Here is a 19,538-nt window from a genome sequence, read left to right as displayed (position 1 = left end):
CTGAACCTAAGGACTGACTGCTGCCGCCACGAGCGCGAGAGGCGAAGCGACCCGGCTTCTTGCGTCAATCGCTCAGGTCGGCGTCGTCCGGAGCTGCACTCACGGTAACGTGACCTGGCGTTCCCGGCCGCGGCCGGTGGATCTGCAGGGGTTTGACCGTCTTCTTCACGGCGGCGCGTGTGCCGCCGATCGCCAGCTGCGTGAAGAGGAAGGCGAACTTCTCGTCGTAGGCAGCCGCGAGGGACGCCTTCACGTCCGCCGAGAGATCCCAGAGCTGTCGCTTGAACGGGCCCAGAGCCTTCTTGCGAGTCTTGTAGTAGAACTGCTCATCGGAATCCGAGGCTTTGCGTTCCGACGCGGTGTTCTCATCCAGCCATCCGTAGATCTCGTCGCGGAGACTCTGGGGAAGGTGATCGTACAGCATGTTCTGGAAGTTGGTCGCCAGGTGGATCTCGGCCGTTTCGGTCCGGGGGAAGTTGTGGAAGGCGTCGTCCGGCAGGGTGGAGGCGCCGTGCTGAACGGCGCCGGACATGCCGTACTCGTCCCGGGCCACGCGCGAGAGTTCCTCCAGCGTGTTGAGGTCGATCTTCACATCCGCGATCGAACCATCCGCGAGCACCACGCCACCATGCGTGGTCCCGGATTGCACGGAGATCTTGGAGAGACCGACGCCTCCCGGCAGCGATTCCTCGAGCGCACGATTGTAGCCGTCCATGAACGCTCTCAACTCGGGCACCGTGCTGTTCTGAGTACCGACTTCACCGATCTCCCCACCTACCGAAACCGTCACTCCATCGGGCTCCAGCTCGCGGATGGTGCGCGTCAGCTCGGCGCAGATCTGGTAGTTGAGGAGCTGCTGCTCGTCCAACGTGGGTTTCTCGATGTCCACCAGCGTCGAGGTGTCGACGTCGATGTTGTAGAAGCCGGCATCGATGGCCTCGTGAATGAGCTGCTTGACGGCATCGACCTCCGAGGTGGGATCCTGGACGTACTTCTTGGCGTTGACCTGGAAATGGTCTCCCTGGACGAACACAGGCCCCCTGAACCCCTCCCGCAGCGCCGCCGCCAGCATCACGGCGACATACTCCGCGGGCCGTTGGGCGGTGTAGGCGATCTCCGAACGGGCGATCTCCAGAAGGAAGGCTCCGGCATCCATCTTCTTGGCCGTGCGGAAGATGGAGCGGGCCGTGTCGTAGGAGGCGCCCCGCACGTTGATGGCTGGAACGGTAAAGCCCTCCAGTTCTCCGCGACCCCGGGCCATGTAGAGATCGTGAATGGACGAGGTCCGCACGCCCACGGCCTGCGCCAGCTCCCAGATCAGCCAGCGCGCATCCTCCCGTTCGGCTTCCGTGCCGAACACGGCATCGCGCACGAGGGTGTCCATGGCAGGGGTGGCCAGCACGGCCGGGTCGTTGACGGTCACCGAGCTGTCCTGCACGGACACGGCGGAATCGAAATAGGTCTTCATGGCTTCGGGACGGAGAAAGGGGCGGAACGGCGCGGCCGGACACCGGGGCAGCCAAGCAATTGTGATGCCGATGCGTCGAGGCGGGCAAGGCCCTCTGGCGCAGCGACACCGATGCCCCGATGCTCCCGGATGTCCCTAGCCCATTCCGTGCTCGCAGTCGATCCCATGGTCTTTCCGGTCAGGGACGTGGGCCGTGCAACCACGTTCCTGCAGCGGCTCCTGGGCGGAGCGCTCGAAGCGCGTCCAACCGGCGGCGTCGCCCTGAGTTGGGAGGCCGCCGAGGTCCACTGCGAGCCCACCCTCGGAGGCGCCTCCGCCGGAGACCCGTCCGCTGGGCTGAGCGTCCGCTGGAGCGGACCCTTGGGCCCGCTTCTGCGCAACGTGAAGCGCGCCAGTGCGACCTGGAGTGGACCGTCCGAGCGGAGCTCGCGGGGAACGTCCCTGCTTTCTGTCTCGATCGCCGGCCCGGACGGGCTGGGCGTCGATGTAACCACGCCGTTCTACGACCTCGCGCTCGGAGGCCCATCTCTACGGGTGGCGGAGGGGGATCAACATGATCGAGCGGCCGTCGAGGGTTTGCTCACGGGCGCGTCGCTTCCCCTGTCGGGCCTGGACACCGCCTGGCGGAATGCCTTGGTCGCGCATTCCGATGCGGATGGCCCCATTGCCTGCGCCGCGGTCGAGCGACACGGCACTGCGGCCCTCCTGCGCTCCGTCGTCACGGCACCGTCGTGGAGAGGTGTGGGCCTGGGCGAGGAGCTGTGCTGGCGCGTGATCGCACGCGCCTTCGGTTCCGGGGCGACCAGCGTGCACCTGCTCACCACCACGGCGGAGCGGTTCTTCGCGCGCATGGGGTTTCACACGGTCGATCGCGCTACACTGCCCGCCGCGCTGGGGGCCTCGGAGGAGCTGAGGGGCGCGTGTCCGGCGAGCGCGATCGCCATGACGTTCCGCGACGAAGGGGCAGCGTGAGCTCTCCGCTGGATCGGGACCTCGCTGTGCTGCACGGCATGCTCGAGCGCGGCGAGACCAGCGCTGTGCATCTCATCGAGGAGGCTGTCGAGCGCCACGCATCCCTGGGTCGGGAGCTGCGGGCCTACAAATGCTTCGACAGCGACGGTGCCCGAGCCCGCAGCGCGGCGCTGGAATCGGACACGGCGGGCCCCGCGACGTCCCCCTTTTTCGGCCTCCCCATCTCGGTGAAGGACCTGTATGGGGTGGAGGGTCTGCCCACATTCGCGGGGACAGCACGACGCCTGCCCAGCCGCTGGGAGCGAGAGGGGTTCCTGGTACGTGCTTGCCGATCGGCAGGAGGCGTCCTGGTGGGCAAGACCCACACGGTCGAGTTGGCCTTCGGCGGGGTGGGCACGAATCCGCATTGGGGCAGCCCGGTGAACCCCTGGGACCGGGCTCAGGAGAGGATCGCCGGTGGTTCTTCGTGTGGCGCGGGGGTCTCCCTTGCGGAGGGATCGGCCGTGATCGCGCTGGGCACCGACACCGGCGGATCCATTCGCATCCCCGCAGCGCTGACCGGTGTGGTCGGGCACAAGCTCACTCGAGGCCGCTGGTCCACCGACGGCGTTTTTCCACTCAGCGGGACTCTCGATACGGTCGGCGCTCTGACCCGCTCGGTCCGTGATCAGATCTATTTCTTCGCCACGGTCGATCCCTACTGTGGCGGACCCGCCGAGGCGGAACGCGACCTGGCGCGGTCGGAAGGGGTGCGGGGTCTGAGAATCGGCGTCCCTGCTTCTGCGCTCTGGAGCGAGGCCGAACCCGGCGTGGCGCAGGGGGTGCGCTCGGCGCTCGCCGAGTTGGAGCGAGCCGGTGCCCGGCTGGTGGAGTTGGACGGCCGCCCCTTCGACGAAGCCTCCAGCGCCTATCTCGAGTCAGGCCTGGTCGCGGTAGAGTGCGCAGCTGGCATCGACGACCACATCCCGGAGTGGTGGCCGCTCCTGCACGAGTCCGTGGGGACCCGCATCTCCCCGGGCCGCTCCGTACTCGCCACGCACTATGTGTCGGAGTCGAACCGACGGCTGCGCCACGCGGAAGCGGCTCAGGCCTGGCTGGCCGATGTCGATGTCGCCGCAGTACCCACGGTGCCCATCGCTCCCCCTCCCCAGGGGGAAGTGGCGGATCTGGACCGCTATGTGGTGGTGAACCGGGCCTGCCTGCGAGCCACCACCCCGATCAGCTACCTCGACCTCTGCGCGCTGTCGTTGCCCGCCGGACTGGACGCAACCGGGCTGCCCGTAGGCCTTCAGCTGTTCGCCCGCGGGGGCGCCGACCTGGAGCTGCTGGCCGCCGCCTGGGCGGTCGAGCGGGTGCTCGGCACCCCGGCTCAGCGGTTGGGCCGGCCGGCCCGTCTGAGCTAAAACGTTTCATATCAGTAGTTTAGACTGACGTCACACCCGCCGAAGCAGCCGGCGTCGCAGCGTCCCGTCCCCGAAGCAGAGACCCCGTTCGGCCGACGTAATGCAACGAATATTTCCGTACCAGACTTTCACCTTGAACATCACCGCATGTATGAAATGTTGTTTTCCTTGTCTGACGCAGCGATTCCATCCAGTTTCTCGTCTGTTCTGGGGCGGTTCCGCTCCTTGCGGAGCTGCCGGGGCGTGGGCGCCGGGTCACAATGCTTGGCTGGCACCTTGGAGTTCGCGCGTCGGTTGTTCCGGGAAAGGTGCCGCTCCTTCACGACCCTCATCGGGAGGAAGAGGAGGCGCCATGAAAACCACCGGCGTCCGAACGTTGCTGGGGCTACTTGCCCTGGCGACCAGCGCCAGCCTGACCCAAGCGGACACCGCGGCGGCACAGCAGGCGACAGGTAACATCCGGGGGCAGGTCACCGACGCGGTGACGCTGCGGCCACTCCCCGGCGCGCAGGTCCTCGTGGTGGGTACGGGCCGTGGAGGCCTGGCCAACTCGAGCGGGCAATACCTCGTCCTGAACGTCCCCACGGGCCCGCAGGTGGTGCGGGTCGAGATCCTCGGGTACGGCACGGTCGAGCAGCAGGTGACGGTGGCCGCGGGCCAGACGGCCGCGCTCGATTTCGCGATGAGCCAGCAGGCGCTGGAGCTGGACGAGATCGTGGTCACCGGCACGGCGGGCCAGACGCAGCGGCGCGCCATCGGCAACTCGGTCCAGAAGTTCGATGCAGGCGAGGTCACCGAAGCAGTGCCCGTGACGAGCGTGCAGGAGCTCCTGCAGGCACGCACTCCCGGCTTGACGCTCGTGTCGAACGGCGGTGGCGCGGGTGACGGCTCTCAGATCCGCCTGCGCGGGTCGGGCTCGTTGTCGGGCCGCTTCGAGCCGGTCGTCTTCGTCGACGGCGTGCGCATCGAGAGCGGCAACCAGAGTGGGCAGTGCAACAATGTGGTGCACTGCACCAACGCGCTGGACTTCCTGAACCCGAACGACATCGAGTCGATCGAGGTGATCAAGGGCCCGGCCGCGGCGACGCTGTACGGCGCCGAAGCCGCGTCCGGCGTGATCCAGATCATCACCAAGAAGGGCCGCCCCGGCACCGGCATGCAGTGGACGGCCAGCATGGACGTCGGCACCTCCGACTGGGTGCTCGACCGGCCCATCACCTACTGGCAGTGCACGGCCTCCCAGGTCACCAATGCTGCCATCTATCCGGGGTGTCAGGGCCTGGCCGCCGGTACGGTGTTGATGGACGATCCCATGACGCGCCACCCCAACGCGGTGCGCGGCAACGAAGGTTCGAGTGACTCCAATGGCCCCGGCCAATACGCCTTCAATGTTTCGGCGCGGGGCGGTGGTGAGTTGTTCAACTACTTCATCTCCGCCGAGAAGGGCGACGAACAGGGCATCTTCCTGAACAACTTCGCCAAGCGGCAGGGCGGGCGTGCCAACTTCGGCTTCACGCCGTCCGAGCAACTCAACTTCAACGTGAACGTGGGCTACGTGCGGCAGCACATCCGCCAGCCCCTGTCCAACAACTCGTCCAACTCGGTGCTGCGCAACGCCTATCGTGGGCGCGCCCGCGCGACCAACGATCCGTGGGAGGAAGGATTCCGCGGCTTCGGCCCCGATCTGGCCAACCAGTACGATCTACAGACCCGGGGCGAGCGTTTCACCTTGGGTGCGACGGTCAACTATGAGCCGTTCTCCTGGCTCTCCAACCGTCTCGTCCTCGGCCTGGACAACAACGATCGCAACGTCACCGAGTTCTACCCCATCGACCAGACGGGCCAGGCGCCCTGGGGTGCCACCAACGCCACCGGCGTGGTGGACATCTTCCTGCCGGATGTGCACACCTGGACGGTGGACTACTCGGGGACCGTCGCGACGGATCTGAGTGAGAACTACTCGAGCGCCTTCAGCGCGGGCATGCAGCTGAACGCCCGCAAGTTCGAGTCGTTCACCACGGTGGGTGAGGGCCTGGTGGCCAGTCAGATCAACCTGGTGGGTACGGCCGCCAACACGCGGGCCAGCCAGGGCCTGAACGAGCAGACCTCGTTGGGCTTCTACTTCCAGGAGCAGGTGGGGTGGAAGAACCGCTTGTTCGCCACCGCGGCCGTGCGCATCGACGACAACTCTGCGTTCGGACAGGACTTCTCGCTGGTGGTGTACCCGAAGGCGCAGCTCAGCTACGTCATCTCGGACGAGGACTTCTTCGACGTGGGCTGGATCGATCAGCTCAAGCTGCGCGGCGCCTGGGGTCAGGCCGGCAGCCCGCCCGATCCGTTCACGGCCGATCGGACCTTCGACGCGGGCGTGACCACCCTGGGTGACCAGGTGGTGAACCTGCTCCGACCCTCGTCCTATGGGAATCCGGATTTGAAGGCCGAAACCGGCTCCGAGTTGGAGCTGGGCTTCGAGGCCTCGTTCCTGGACGGCCGGATGGGGCTCGACTTCACCTACTACAACCAGAAGACGCGGGACGCGCTGATCCAGGTGCCGGATCCGCCGTCGTCGGGCTTCAGCGGTGTGCACTACGCCAATGTGGGTGAGATCGCCAACAGCGGCATCGAGGTGCTGCTGACCGCTACGCCTGTCTACACGCGCAACCTGCAGTGGGACGCGACCGTGGCCTTGTCGACCAACTCCAACGAGCTGGTCACCTTCGGTGACGCGCCCATCGAACAGATCGAGTTCGGGCAGTTCGCCACCGTGCAGCGTCACATCCCGCGCTATCCCATGGGTGGCTTCTGGAGCACGGACGTGGTGCGGGACGCCAGCGGCGCGCCGGTACTGACGGGAAGCGGCGGAGTGACGGTAGCGAGCGACAAGGAGTACGTGGGCCCGTCGCTGCCGACCCGTGAGATCGGGTTCACCAACACGGTGACGCTGTTCGACAACATCCGGCTGTTCGCCAACCTGGACTACAAGGGTGGCCACTACCAGTGGTGCGCCATCTGCTCAGTCCGCAGCCGCATCGATCAGAACACGTGGTTGATCAACAACCCGGACTCGGACCCGGTGGATGTCGCAGTGGCCAAGAGCCTTCAGACCAAGACGTGGATCCAGCAGGCAGACTTCATCAAGCTGCGCGAGATCTCGGCTACCTACGATCTGCCTTCGAGCTTGATCGAGAAGACCGGCGTCGACAACGCGGCACTGACCCTGTCTGCGCGGAATCTGTGGATGTGGACGAAGTACAAGTTCGACCAGGAGGGTCTGGGCTCACCCGACCCCGAAGTCAACTTCGACTCGCTCTCCGGATTCAATCGTACGGATTACGCCTCGATCCCGATGCTGAGGAGCTTCGCGCTCAGCCTCCGGTTCGCGTTCTAGGACAGGAGCAACCATGACAAAGACACCAAACCGGAGGGGATGGCTGGCGACCGCGGTCGCGGCCCTGGCCCTGGTCGGCTCGGCGTGCTCGGTCAACGACCTGCTGGAGGTGAACAATCCGGCGGAGCTGAACGAGGAGCTGCTGCAGGACTCAACCCTCGTCAACGTGCTCGTCAACGGCGTGGTGGGTGACTTTCAGGTCGCCTACTCGGATCCGTTCGTCTGGCGGGGAACCATGTTCACGGACGAGCAGATCACGGGCATCAACTGGGAACAGACGGCTCGCCTGAGTCAGCGGATCGTTCGCTTCGACGAGGGTGACGCCGACCTCATGTTCTCGGAGTTGAGCCGGGCCCGGGCGCAGGCGGACAGCATCGCTGGCCGCTTCCGCGACCTGCTGGCCAACCCGAGCTCGGACGGGCGGATGGCCACGGTGCTGGCCTATGCGGGGTATTCCTATATCCTGCTGGCCGACGCCATGTGTGAAGCGACGGTGAACGTGGGCTCGGACATCTATCAGCCGTTGCAGCTCTACCAGTTTGCCGTGGATCGTTTCGACGAGGCGCTTTCGGTCGCGCAAGCGGCCGGAGACGCCGACCTGGTCAACATGATCCGCGTGGGGCTCTCGCGGGCCCACCTGAACCTGGGCAACAACGCCCAGGTGCTCGCCATCGCGCCCCAGGTGCCGGCGGACTACCGTCGCTGGGTGGAGTACTCGGCCACCGACCCGCGGACCTACAACGTGCTGGAAGCCCGCGTTGTGGGAGCCAATCACTCGCTGGGGATGCACCCGCACTTCCTGGCAGGCGGTCCCGGCAACTTCGGAACGCAGGATCTCGAAGCGTTCCTCACCGATCCGCGCGTGCAGCACCTGCCGGATTGGAGGCTGGGTCACAACCGGCTGACGCAGCTCTACACGCCCAAGCAGGGGTTGATGTTCTCCGAGTACAACGGAGAGACCTTCGCCACCGGTGGGAGGCCGCCGGACTTCGGGCAGGGCACGGACATCACGTTCGCGTCGGGCCTGGAGGCGCAGCACAACTACTACGAGGCGCTGGGCCCCACGCCCGAGACGCTGGCGTTCGTCAACGACCGCCGCGCCTTCGGGAATCAGGCGCCAGTCAACCTCAGCGGCGACGAGCTGATGATGGAGCTGCGCGACCAACGCGGTCGCGACCTGTTCCTCAACGGCTCTCGCCTGGGTGATTTGCGACGCTGGCTGCGGCAGGGCGACGATATGTTCCCGTCGGGCACCCACCCCACCACCCAGTGGGGAGACTATGGCTCGGCGACCTGCTACCCCATGCCACTCGAGGAGTACGAGGGCAACCCGAACGTCAGCATCCCCTGATCAGGGATCGTTGGCAGGGAGTGTGATGCGGGGGGTGCGGCCCAAGGCCGCGCCCCCCGTTTCTCGTTCGAGGCACACGGCTGCGACGCAGGCCCGGCTGGACGGCACGCGTCCTGCCGGACAACTTGCGGCACTCGGCCGACCGGCCGGAGCCACCCTCGAACCCCGCGACACGCATGCTCTGGATCCTCCTGGCCCTCGCGGTGCTGGGGCTGTTCCTCCTTGCCCAGTTCATCCTCCTGGCGGTAGTCCTGACCTGGGAGGACCAGCAGACACTGGGGGTGGGCTACTACGGCCTTCCGCCGGAGGGGCGGGAGGCCTTCAAGGCAAAGCTGCGGCAGTACGCCCGCCTGCTCTTTCCCGTCCTGCGCTTGGTCGGCCGCTTCTCCACCTTCACGTTCCAGAAGGCGAGCTTCCAGCAGAACGGCGTCGCCGGGCCCAGGGGCACCTGCAGCGCCGACAGCTTCGCGAAGGCTCAAGAGTATACCCCCGGTCCCGAGGACGTCTTCGTAGTCACGCAGATGAAGTGCGGAACCACCTGGATGCTCCAGGTCGTGCACGAAGTGCTGGGCCGAGGCCGCGGACGGATCGTCGAAGGCGGTACTACGCTCCACGCCATCTCCCCCTGGATCGAGGCTCGCAAGACGGTATCCATGGAAGCCGCACCGCTGGTGGGTGAAGAGAGACCCTCACGCATCATCAAGACCCACCTGCCTGTCACGCTGCTCCCCTGGAGTCCCGAGGCCCGCTACATCTATGTGGCGCGCCACCCCGTCTCCTGTTTCGCCAGCTGTGTCGACTTCATCGCGACCAACGTGGGGCGGATGGCCCCTCCCCTCTCCCTCGTCGAAGAGTGGTTCCGCTCGCCAGAGTGGATGTGGTGGGGCACCTGGACCGACCACGTGCAGGGTTGGTGGGAACGCGCCCAGTCCGAACCGAATGTGCTCTTCGTCCATTTCGAAGACATGAAGAAGGATCTGGGCCGCGTGGTCGACCAGGTGGCAGCCTTCCTGGGCATGGAACCCCTGACCGACGAAGAGCGTGCGGAGATCGTCCGCAAGAGCGGCTTCGCGTACATGCAGGAGAACCAGAACGCGTTCGAGATGCACCCGCCGCACATCCTGCAAACGGACGCACAACTGTTCGTGCGCGGCACCTCCGATCGCCACAAGGACGTCCCCGCCGACGTCCGGGCCCGGATCGCCACCTGGGTGGCTGCCGACATGAAGGACGGGACGTACCCGCTGGCCCAGCGGTACCCCGACGTGGTGAAGAGTTCCTGACCCTCCCGTCCGACGGATCCACCCGTACCCGGAGGCCCAACCCCGCTATCATGGACCCACTGCCCTCACCCGGCCTGCCTGCTCCGCCGGAGCATTGGGCCCTGTTCCTCGACGTCGACGGTACCCTGGTGGAGATCGCCGACCGGCCTCAGGAAGTCCGCATACCCCCGTCGCTGCGAGGGCTGCTGGTCGAGCTGCGGACCGCCCTCGACGATGCGCTGGCCCTGGTCAGTGGGCGCGCCCTCGCCGACCTGGATACGCTTTTCGCTCCACTCGTTCTCCCGGCCGTGGGAACCCATGGGCTGGAGCTCCGCGACGCGGACCTTACGATCCACCGACCCACCCTACCCAGGGAATGGCCCGTCCTGCGGAAGCGCTTCGAGGACTTCGCACGGGGCCGTGACGGGGTGCTGTTGGAGGACAAGGGGGCTTCCCTGGCACTTCACTACCGTCTCGCACCTTGGCAACAGCGGCCCGTGGAGCAGGAGATCCGCGCTGCGCGCGCCCTGCTGGGGGCGCCCGCCACGGTGCAGTTGGGCAAGATGGTCGCGGAGGTGCGCTGGGGCACGCGCACGAAGGGAGACGGCATCCGAACGCTGATGGGCCGCGCACCCTTCGCGGGTCGCACTCCTGTCTTTCTCGGGGACGACGAGACCGACCAGGCTGGCTTCGCTGCCGTCAACGCGCTGGAGGGACTGTCCATCCATGTGGGCGCCACCGATCCGGGAGTCGCTCGCTATCACCTCTCCGGCGTCGTGGCCGTGTACGACTGGCTGCGCGACCTCCTCAACGCCCGCTCAACCACTCTGGACTCGAGCCCCGATCCCAATGCCTGACCTCGATCTCGCAGCCATCGGCAACTGTCAGATCGCCTCCCTCCTGGACCGGAAGGCACGAATGGTCTGGACGTGCCTTCCCCGCCTCGACGGCGATCCCGTCTTCTGCTCTCTGTTGCAGAACGCCGAGGAACCGACGGCGGGATTCTTCGACGTGCAACTCCGCGGTCTTCAACAAACGGAGCAGGCCTATCGTCGGAATACGGCGATCGTGGAGACGGTGCTTGCGGACGATCAAGGTCGGAAGATCGAGGTGGTGGACTTCGCCCCTCGCTTTCCCCTGTTCGGACGGAGCTATCGACCCGCGATGCTGATCCGTCGGATCCGGCCGCTGGTCGGCACTCCGCACATCCGTATCCGACTGCGTCCCCTCGCCCAGTACGGCAGTCGCGCCCCGACCCTCACGCAGGGCAGCAACCACATCCGCTACCTGCTCGAGGATCAGGTGCTACGCCTGACCACCGACGCCTCGACATCCGCCGTGCTCGAGGAACGGGCCTTCGTGCTGGAGGAACCCATCACGCTGATCCTGGGGCCCGATGAGCCGGTCACCGAGGCACCGTCCGTTCTGGGTCGGCGCTTCCTGGAGCAGACGACGGCCTACTGGCAGGCGTGGGTGCGCGGCTTGACCATCCCGCTGGAGTGGCAAGAAGCCGTCATCCGGGCGGCCATCACGCTGAAGCTGTGCACCTTCGAGGACACGGGCGCGGTGGTGGCCGCCATGACCACCTCGATCCCCGAAGCCCCAGACACGATCCGTACCTGGGACTATCGCTACTGCTGGCTCAGGGATGCGTACTTCGTCGTACGAGCCATGAACCGGCTGGGAGCCACCAAGACCATGGAGTCCTATCTGCGGTTCCTGATGGACATCGCGGCCGAGTCCGGGGATAACCACCTCCAGCCGGTGTACGGAATTACCGGCTCCGCCCGCTTGCAGGAACGCATTCTCGATTCCCTTCCCGGCTACCGTGGAATGGGGCCGGTGCGCGTGGGAAACCAGGCGCACGAGCAGATCCAGAACGACGTCTACGGGGCGGTCGTGCTGGCCTCGATGCAGTCGTTCTTCGACGAGCGTCTGGTCCATTCGGGCGGGGTCGATGCCTACCATCGCCTCGAGGTCCTTGGAGAAGAGGCCGTGCGCCGCTTCGACCAGCCCGATGCGGGACCCTGGGAGTACCGGGGCCGCGCCCGGGTCCACACGTTCTCGGCGGTCATGTGCTGGTCTGCTTGCGACCGGCTTTGCCGCATCGCCCGGGTCCTGGGGTTGGACGAGCGCGCCGCTCACTGGGGCGCGGAGGCCGATCGTCTGCACGCCGCGATCTGCAAGGAGGCATGGAGCGAGGAACGTGGGGCCTTCGTCGAAAGCTTCGGCGGAGACTCGCTGGATGCCAGCATGCTGCTGCTTCACGATCTACGCTTCCTCGAGGCGGACGATCCGCGCTTCCGCAGCACGGTGGAAGTCATCGAGAAGGAGCTTCGCCGCGGTGACTACCTCTTCCGCTATTCCGCGAATGACGACTTCGGTGCGCCCGAGACTGCGTTCACGGTGTGCACCTTCTGGTTCATCAGCGCCCTCGTAGCCCTTGGTCGCCGCGAAGAAGCCCGGGAGCTGTTCGAGCACCTGCTGGCTCGCAGAAACCGTGTCGGACTGCTGTCGGAGGATCTCCATCCAGTCACGCACGAACTCTGGGGCAATTTCCCACAAACCTATAGCATGATGGGGATCATCCATTCGGCGATGCTGTTGAGCAGGCCATGGGAGGATGCGGTATGAGCCGGGTCGTAGTGATCTCGAATCGCGTGCCCGACCCACGTAGCGAGGAGGTCGCCGGCGGGCTCGCCGTGGGTGTGCGGTCGGCCCTGCGCGGGTCAGGTGGCCTTTGGTTCGGCTGGAGCGGAGATGAAGGCAGGGCGGACGAGGCCCCCGGGGTCTTCACGCACGATGGCATTCGCTATGTGACGGTGGACCTCTCCAGCGAGGAGATCCGGGGATACTACAACGGCTTCTGCAACAACGCCCTCTGGCCGCTGTTCCACTACCTGCTCGGGTTCCTCAAGTACGACCGAAGGGAGTTCGAGCTCTATCTTCGGGTCAATGCACGCTTTGCCCGCACGCTGCTGCCGAGGCTCGAGCCGGACGACATCATCTGGGTTCATGACTTCCACCTGATCCCACTCGGTTCGGAGCTACGGAGGCTCGGAGCCAAGCAACCGATCGGCTTCTTCTTGCATACTCCGTTCCCCGACTACGACGTGCTGAGGGCGCTGCCGGTCCATCGCGAGATGTTGCGGAGCCTTTGCGCCTATGACGTGGTCGGCTTCCAGACGGAGCCGGACCTGCACTCCTTCCAGAACTGCCTCACATCAGCGGGACTGAGCCCCATCGACCGGGCCGACCGCCGCTCGACCCCCCGGTCGAGTCCCCACCCGAACTCCGAGGTGTTCCCCATCGGGATCGATGTCGAGGAGTGTGCCCGTCAGGCCGTGGCGTCGGTGACCCCGCGCCCGGAGGTGACGGTGGCGTCGTTCGGCGGGAGAACGCTCGTGTTGGGAGTCGACCGCCTCGACTACAGCAAGGGCTTGCCGGAGCGCTTCCGGTCCTTCGAGCGACTGTTGGAGCTCTATCCGGAACACCAGGGACAGCTCGTGCTCACCCAGATCGCACCGCCCACACGTCAGGGGGTCCGGGCCTACGCGGAGATCCGCCAGACTCTGGAACAACTTTCGGGGAGCATCAACGGACGCTTCGCGCAGCTCGACTGGTTCCCGATCCACTACCTCAACCAGGGCATGCCCCGGGAGCGGCTGCTGGGCATCATGCGCGGTGCCCAGGTGGGTCTCGTCACCCCGATCCGGGACGGGATGAACCTGGTAGCCAAGGAATACGTGGCCGCGCAGGACCCGGACGATCCGGGCGTCCTCGTCCTCTCCGACCTCGCCGGCGCCGCCTGCGAGCTGACCGATGCCGTGCTGGTCAATCCGTACGACCTCGACGGCGTGGCCGACGCGCTTCACCAGGCGATCCAGATGCCCGTCGAGGAGCGGCGCCAACGGCATGCGGCCATGATGTCGATCCTGCGCAAGAACGACGTACATGCGTGGTCCTCGCGCTTCGTGCAGAGCCTTCGGGAGTGTGCAGCCTCCGGGGCCTAGGAGCGCCTCCGGGCCGGCGGGGGCACTCCGCGCTCCCGTTCGCGGCTCAGCGCCACTGCGCCGCTCCTGCGGCGAAACCCGCACTCGGCGGCTCCCGTAGGGCTCGGATCGAGGTGCTGCGATCCTCTTTCGACCGCGAGCCATGCAGAGCTTCCTGCGCGATCTGCGCTTCGCCGCCCGCACGCTGAGGAAGCAGCCGGGCCTGACCGCGTTGTCCGTGTTCACGCTCGGGCTCGGCATCGGGCTCACCACCGTCATGTTCTCGATCGTCAACGGCGCCTTGTACCGCGGGCTACCGTTCGAGGACGGGCACGAGATCCTGCACCTCGAGCGCGCCAATCTCGAGGCGGGCATCGAGAGCATGGAGGTGACGATCCACGACTTCACGGACTGGCGTGAGTCGCAGCGCTCCTTCGAGGATCTGGCGGCCTTCTACATGGGCACCGTCAACATCTCGGGCGACGAGCGCGCCGAGCGCTTCGACGGCGCGTTCACAACGGCCAGCACCTTCGCGCTCCTGGGCGTTCAGCCCCAGCTCGGGCGGCTTCTGGCTGCCTCCGACGAGCGTCCGGAGTCCCCCGGGGTCGTTCTGCTCGGCCACCAGGTCTGGCGCGACCGCTATGCCGCCGATCCACAGGTGGTGGGCAGGTCGCTGCGGGTGAACGGAGAGACCATGACCGTCATCGGCGTGATGCCGGAGGGCTTTCTGTTCCCTCTCGAGCAGCAGGTCTGGCTGCCCCTCCGCATGGATCCGCTCCAGATCCCCCGGGGCCAGGGGACGACCTTGGAGGTCATGGGTCGTCTGCGCGACGGCGTGACCAGCGACCAGGCCCTGCTGGACCTCACCGCCATCGCCCGGCGCTTGGCACAGGACCATCCCGAGACGAACGAAGGGGTGGGGGTCTTGATCAAGCCCTTCACGGACGAGTACGTGGGCGACGAAGCCAAGGGCTTGCTCCTCACGATGCTGGGCGCGGTGTTCCTGGTGTTGGTGATCGCCTGCGCCAACGTGGCGAACCTCCTCCTGGCCCGTGCCTCCGTTCGGGGTAAGGAGGTCGCGGTGCGCTCGGCGATGGGCGCCTCCCGCCTGCGCGTCGTGCGCCAACACCTCGTCGAGTCACTGGCCCTGTCGTCGGCGGGAAGCGCTCTCGGGATGGTGATCGCCTGGGCGGGCATCCGCTTCTTCAACCGCGCCATCGTGGTCGCGGAGCCACCCTTCTGGATGGAGTTCGGCCTGCTCCCACCCGTGCTGGCGTTCGTCGCGCTGCTCACACTCTTCGCCGCGGTCGCGGCCGGGGTCATGCCCGCGGTGAAGGTGTCGGGCGCTGACATCAACGCGGTCCTCAAGGACGAGTCCCGTGGGTCGTCGGGACTGCGCATGGGGCGACTCACACGGGGGTTGGTCGTGCTGGAGATCGCGCTCTCCGTGGCCCTTCTGTGTGCAGCCGGGCTCATGGTGAAGAGCGTCACGAAGCTGCGAACGACGGACTTCGGTTTTCAACGCGAGGGCATCCTGACGGGACGCGTCGGACTGTTCGAGGCCGAATACCCGGACCCGGACTCGCGTCGTCAGTTCTTCGAGTCCCTACGGACTCGACTCACGGAGCTTCCGCAGGTCGAGGCGGCCACGCTCACCACCACGCTTCCCGGCCAGGGTGCCTGTTGCTGGCGCTTCGCCCCCGAGGGCCAGGCCTACGACCGCGACCAGGACTACCCGGTCGCGGCACGGGCGGCCGTCGGCCCGGACTTCTTCGAGACCTTCCGCATCGAGATCCTGCAGGGACGCGGCATCGAGCGGCGCGACGGGCCGGACGAGCTGCCGGTGGCCGTGGTGAACCGCGCGTTCGAGCGGGAGTTCTTCCCGGACGGTGCCCTGGGCAAGCGGATGCGGATGGGCGCTTCGGACTCCGAGGAGCCGTGGCTGACCATCGTCGGGGTGGCCGAGAACGCCTACATGGGCGGCATCGGGAACGACCAGCCCAATCGCGCCGGGATCTACGTCTCGACGGCCCAGTCGGACACGCGCTTCATCAGCCTGGCCGTGCGCACTCACCAAGATCCCTCGACCTTGATCAACCCGGTCCGGGACGCGGTGGCGGCCGTCGATCGCGACGTACCCATGTACTTCGCCTACACGATGGACGAGGCCATTCGCCGCAACTCGTGGTTCTACGACATCTTCGGAACCCTCTTCATGGTGTTCGGGGGAGCAGCGCTGTTTCTCGCCACCATCGGGCTCTATGGCGTGATGGCCTTTGCGGTCAGCCGCCGCACCCAGGAGGTAGGGATCCGCATGGCACTGGGAGCCACACCACGCGATGTCGTGACGCTCATCCTGCGACAAGGCCTCGGGCAAATCGCATTGGGTGCGGGCGCCGGCCTGGTCCTCGCCTTTCTGCTGGCGCGCATGCTGCGCATCCTGCTCTTCGAGGTCAGTCCGACGGATCCGGCGATCTTCGCGGCCATCCTTCTGATCCTGACCACGACCGGCGTGCTGGCCTCCCTGGTCCCTGCCCGGCGTGCCAGCCGCGTCGATCCCATGGTGGCGTTCCGGTACGAGTAGAGGCGTGCGGCGGGGCCGCGTCCGCTGGAGACGCGTCCGCCGCCTGGCGTCGTCGGGTCCGAGGACGGATACTGCGGGGCCGCCCTCGAACCCGGAGGTGTTCGCGTGCTTCGCGCGCTGATCACGACCGCCCCGATTCTCGCGTTGCTCTCGTCCGATCTCTGCGCCCAGGCCACCCGGCGCCCGCTACGGGTCGAGGACGCCCTCCGGGTGGTACAGGCGGGTGAGCCCCAGATCTCTCCGGACGGCTCCTGGGTCCTGTATCCCACGCGAGAGCTCGCCGAGCAAGGCCGGCGTTGGCAGACGCGCTGGTGGGCGGCGCCCGCTGCCGGGGGACCGCCCCGCCTCTTCCTGCAGGACCCCGCGCCGTCGCACGTCAGGTTCTCACCCGATGGCCGCACCCTCTCCTTCCAACGCGACGTGGGAGGGACCAGCCAGATCTTCTTGATGCCGCTGGACGGCGGCGAGGCGCGGCAGCTGACCCGGCACGCCACCGCCATCGAAGACCATGAGTGGGCTGGGGACGGGTCGGCAATCGTCTTCCTGGCACCGGACGCGCCCCCGCCCTCCGTGGACGAGGGCGACGACGCTTGGTTCGTCGATGAAGGACCCAACACCGAGAACCGTGGCGTCTGGAAGAACCTGTTCCTGCTCGATCCGCGTGAGGGGACTGTCCGTCAGCTGACCCACCTGGAAATGCACGTCTTCGAGTTCGAGGTCTCGCCCCGGGGGGACCGGGTGCTTCTGGTGGCGCGAGCGTCCTCCAATCGCAACGACATCGACCAGAACGAGATCTGGCAGCTGGTCGTCGACACGGGAGCGCTCACTCAGCTCACCCGCAACGGAGCGGTCGAGGACCGGCTCCAGTGGGCGCCCGACGGTCGGCGCATCTCCTGGATGGCGGATGATACGACGAGCTGGACGCACAAGGCGGACAAGATCTGGGAGATGGACCTCACCTCGGGACGGACGCGGCTGCTCTCGGGGGGCTTTTCCGGGCGGATCTCCCGCTATTGGTGGTCGCCCGACGGCTCCCAGCTCTACTTCAGCGGACTGGAGCGGACCGCCAGCAATGCCTACGCACTCGATGTCGCCGCGGGTGCGATCCGGCGCCTGACCAACGTGGAGGGAGACCTCGACGTCACCGATATGTCCGCCGATCGGTCATGGATGGTCTACTCCTTTGCAGACGCCACCCATCCACCCGACGTCTACACGTCCGCCGCATCTCTCCACAGACCCGTCCGTATCACGGACCTCAATCCCTGGGTCACCGATTCGCTGGAGCTGGCCTCCGTGGAGACTGTCCGTTGGCGGAGTCGAGACGGCCTCGAGATCGAGGGCCTCCTCCACCTTCCCCGCGATGGCGCCACCGGCGCTCACCCGCTGCTGTTGCAACTCCACGGTGGACCACCGGGGTTCTGGGACAACACCTGGTGGCCACAACCCCACGTGTACACGGGGATGGGCTATGCAGTGTTCTCCCCCAACGTCCGAGGCAGCGACGGGTACGGCGACGCGTTCCGCGAGGCCATCACCTTCGCCGCCGGTGAAGGAATCGGCCGCGCAGACTACGACGATCTCATGACCGGGCTCGATGCGCTCATCCAACGGGGGGTCGCGGACCCGGAGCGGATCGGCGTGCGGGGCTGGAGTTACGGAGCGATCCTTGGGGGGTACGCGCTGACCCGCACCGGGCGCTTCCGGGCGGCCTCCCTCGGCGCCGGTGTCTACGACTGGCCAGCGGAGTTCGGGATGGGATACAACTGGGACGTCACACGCTGGTACATCGGGGGATCGCCCTGGAGCCAGGGAGACGCCTGGGACGAGCGTTCGACGATCACGCACGCGGACCGAATCACCACACCTGTCCTGCTGATCCACGGAATGAACGACCACACCACATCCGAGCCGCAAAGCATGATGCTCTACGCCGCGCTGCGCAGCCTGGACCGGGCACCCGTGCGCTACCTGCGGGTCCCGCGGGAGACACACGGATTCAGCGAGCCCAAGCATATCGAGCGCCAGTGGACCGAGGAGCTCCAGTGGATGGAGCGCTGGCTGCGCACTTCGCCCCGCCCTGCCGGAGGATCGCTCCCATGATGGAGGTTCACACGGCTCTGCCACGCATCACGCTGCTTCTGGTCCTCGTGCTTCCGGTGGCTTGCGGACCGAGCGAGGCGACCCCCGGATCGGCGGAGGACTCCTTGCCGAGCACCGCCGCGCTCGCCGCACCCGGCCCGGACATCGTCCTCGCTGACCTCGTGGGACACGGCACCGACCTCCGGCTGGAGAATGCGCTCAACGTCACCGAGCGCCCAGGCTACGACAATCAACCCGCCTTCACCCCGGACGGGGGGACGCTGCTCTACACACAGGGGACCAGCGACGGCCGCACCGACATCATCCGCTACGATCTGGCGACCGGAACCCGCAGTGCCCTGCACCCGTCTCCGGGCACGAGCGAGTACTCCGCGCTGGTGCATCCGGACGGCAGCGGCGTGGTCGTGGTCCGCGTGGAGCCGGACTCGACGCAGCGCCTTTGGCTACTGTCGGAAGGGGGAGAGGACGTGCTCCTTCCTGATCTGAAGCCCGTCGGCTACCACGCGTGGGTGGACGTGTCGCATGTCGCGCTGTTCGTGCTCGGCAACCCGGCTACGCTTCAGCTCGCCGATCCTACCACCGGCACCACCCGGGTCATGGCGGAGCGGATCGGGCGCTCGCTCCAGCGCCTGCCCGGCCGTCGCGCCATCAGCTTCACGGCGGTTCCCGACTCCGTGGCCTGGATCCGGGTTCTCGACGTGGACGAGGGAAGCACGCGGGATCTGGTCCCCGCCCTCGAAGGATCCGAAGACCACGCCTGGACGCCGGATGGCACACTGATCATGGGCCGCGGAAGCGTCCTCTACGCCCGTTCGACCGACGTCGACGGCACATGGCGCCAGATTGCGGACCTCTCCGAGCTGGGCAGCAACATCACGCGCATCGCAGTTCATCCGCAGGGCACGCATATCGCGATCGTCCTGGAGCCGGCCCGGGAACGCTAGCAGGTCGCTGGACCAGGCGGGCACCCCGCGTTGGGAGCGCCCTCTTCAGCGAACTGCGAAAGAGCGGGGAG

At 66.8% G+C, this 19,538-nt stretch carries 12 protein-coding genes; 11 read left to right on the top strand and 1 reads right to left on the bottom strand.

The features are described 5' to 3' along the window. Nucleotides 1-64: 64 nt before the first annotated feature. A complete protein-coding gene (locus R3E10_12335; protein ID MEZ4416526.1) occupies nucleotides 65-1,468 on the bottom strand; it encodes a class II fructose-bisphosphate aldolase in 1,404 nt (467 codons plus the stop codon). 129 nt (nucleotides 1,469-1,597) lie between these two features. Between R3E10_12335 and arsN2 the strand changes: the two genes are divergently transcribed. The 11 genes from arsN2 to R3E10_12280 all read left to right on the top strand — a co-directional run bounded on the left by arsN2 (nucleotide 1,598) and on the right by R3E10_12280 (nucleotide 19,467). Beyond that, nucleotides 1,598-2,440 (top strand): arsenic resistance N-acetyltransferase ArsN2, encoded by an 843-nt coding sequence (arsN2, locus tag R3E10_12330; GenBank protein ID MEZ4416525.1) that lies wholly within the window; start codon nucleotides 1,598-1,600, stop codon nucleotides 2,438-2,440. Further along, the gene (locus R3E10_12325; GenBank protein MEZ4416524.1) at nucleotides 2,437-3,843 is read left to right on the top strand and encodes an amidase; all 1,407 of its coding nucleotides are present in this window, start codon (nucleotides 2,437-2,439) and stop codon (nucleotides 3,841-3,843) included. The genes arsN2 and R3E10_12325 overlap by 4 nt, the downstream gene beginning before the upstream one ends. Nucleotides 3,844-4,195: 352 nt before the next feature. Continuing rightward, nucleotides 4,196-7,231, top strand: a complete 3,036-nt coding sequence (locus R3E10_12320; GenBank protein MEZ4416523.1) for a SusC/RagA family TonB-linked outer membrane protein — start codon at nucleotides 4,196-4,198, stop codon at nucleotides 7,229-7,231. 13 nt (nucleotides 7,232-7,244) lie between these two features. After that, complete coding sequence (locus R3E10_12315; GenBank protein MEZ4416522.1) at nucleotides 7,245-8,582, top strand: hypothetical protein; 1,338 nt, start codon at nucleotides 7,245-7,247, stop codon at nucleotides 8,580-8,582. Nucleotides 8,583-8,758: 176 nt separating this feature from the next. Further along, on the top strand, nucleotides 8,759-9,865 hold the full coding sequence (locus tag R3E10_12310) for a sulfotransferase domain-containing protein (GenBank protein ID MEZ4416521.1): 1,107 nt from the start codon (nucleotides 8,759-8,761) through the stop codon (nucleotides 9,863-9,865). A 50-nt stretch (nucleotides 9,866-9,915) separates the two neighbouring features. After that, nucleotides 9,916-10,701, top strand: a complete 786-nt coding sequence (gene otsB, locus R3E10_12305) for a trehalose-phosphatase (protein ID MEZ4416520.1) — start codon at nucleotides 9,916-9,918, stop codon at nucleotides 10,699-10,701. Beyond that, complete coding sequence (locus R3E10_12300; GenBank protein MEZ4416519.1) at nucleotides 10,694-12,478, top strand: glycoside hydrolase family 15 protein; 1,785 nt, start codon at nucleotides 10,694-10,696, stop codon at nucleotides 12,476-12,478. The genes otsB and R3E10_12300 overlap by 8 nt, the downstream gene beginning before the upstream one ends. Next, nucleotides 12,475-13,857 carry a trehalose-6-phosphate synthase gene (locus tag R3E10_12295; GenBank protein ID MEZ4416518.1) on the top strand — a complete coding sequence of 461 codons (1,383 nt, stop codon included), beginning with the start codon at nucleotides 12,475-12,477 and terminating at the stop codon, nucleotides 13,855-13,857. Before R3E10_12300 ends, R3E10_12295 begins: the two co-directional genes overlap by 4 nt. Nucleotides 13,858-13,999: 142 nt before the next feature. After that, complete coding sequence (locus R3E10_12290) at nucleotides 14,000-16,420, top strand: ABC transporter permease (GenBank protein ID MEZ4416517.1); 2,421 nt, start codon at nucleotides 14,000-14,002, stop codon at nucleotides 16,418-16,420. Between the two features lie 105 nt (nucleotides 16,421-16,525). Then, the gene (locus R3E10_12285; GenBank protein MEZ4416516.1) at nucleotides 16,526-18,523 is read left to right on the top strand and encodes a S9 family peptidase; all 1,998 of its coding nucleotides are present in this window, start codon (nucleotides 16,526-16,528) and stop codon (nucleotides 18,521-18,523) included. Next, on the top strand, nucleotides 18,520-19,467 hold the full coding sequence (locus tag R3E10_12280) for a hypothetical protein (protein ID MEZ4416515.1): 948 nt from the start codon (nucleotides 18,520-18,522) through the stop codon (nucleotides 19,465-19,467). Before R3E10_12285 ends, R3E10_12280 begins: the two co-directional genes overlap by 4 nt. Nucleotides 19,468-19,538: the final 71 nt, after the last annotated feature.

Source organism: Gemmatimonadota bacterium (assembly GCA_041390105.1).
GTDB lineage: Bacteria > Gemmatimonadota > Gemmatimonadetes > Longimicrobiales > Gaopeijiaceae > JAGQIF01.
Note: the sequence above shows the minus strand (reverse complement) of the source record. Positions and strands in the feature narration are given on the sequence as shown.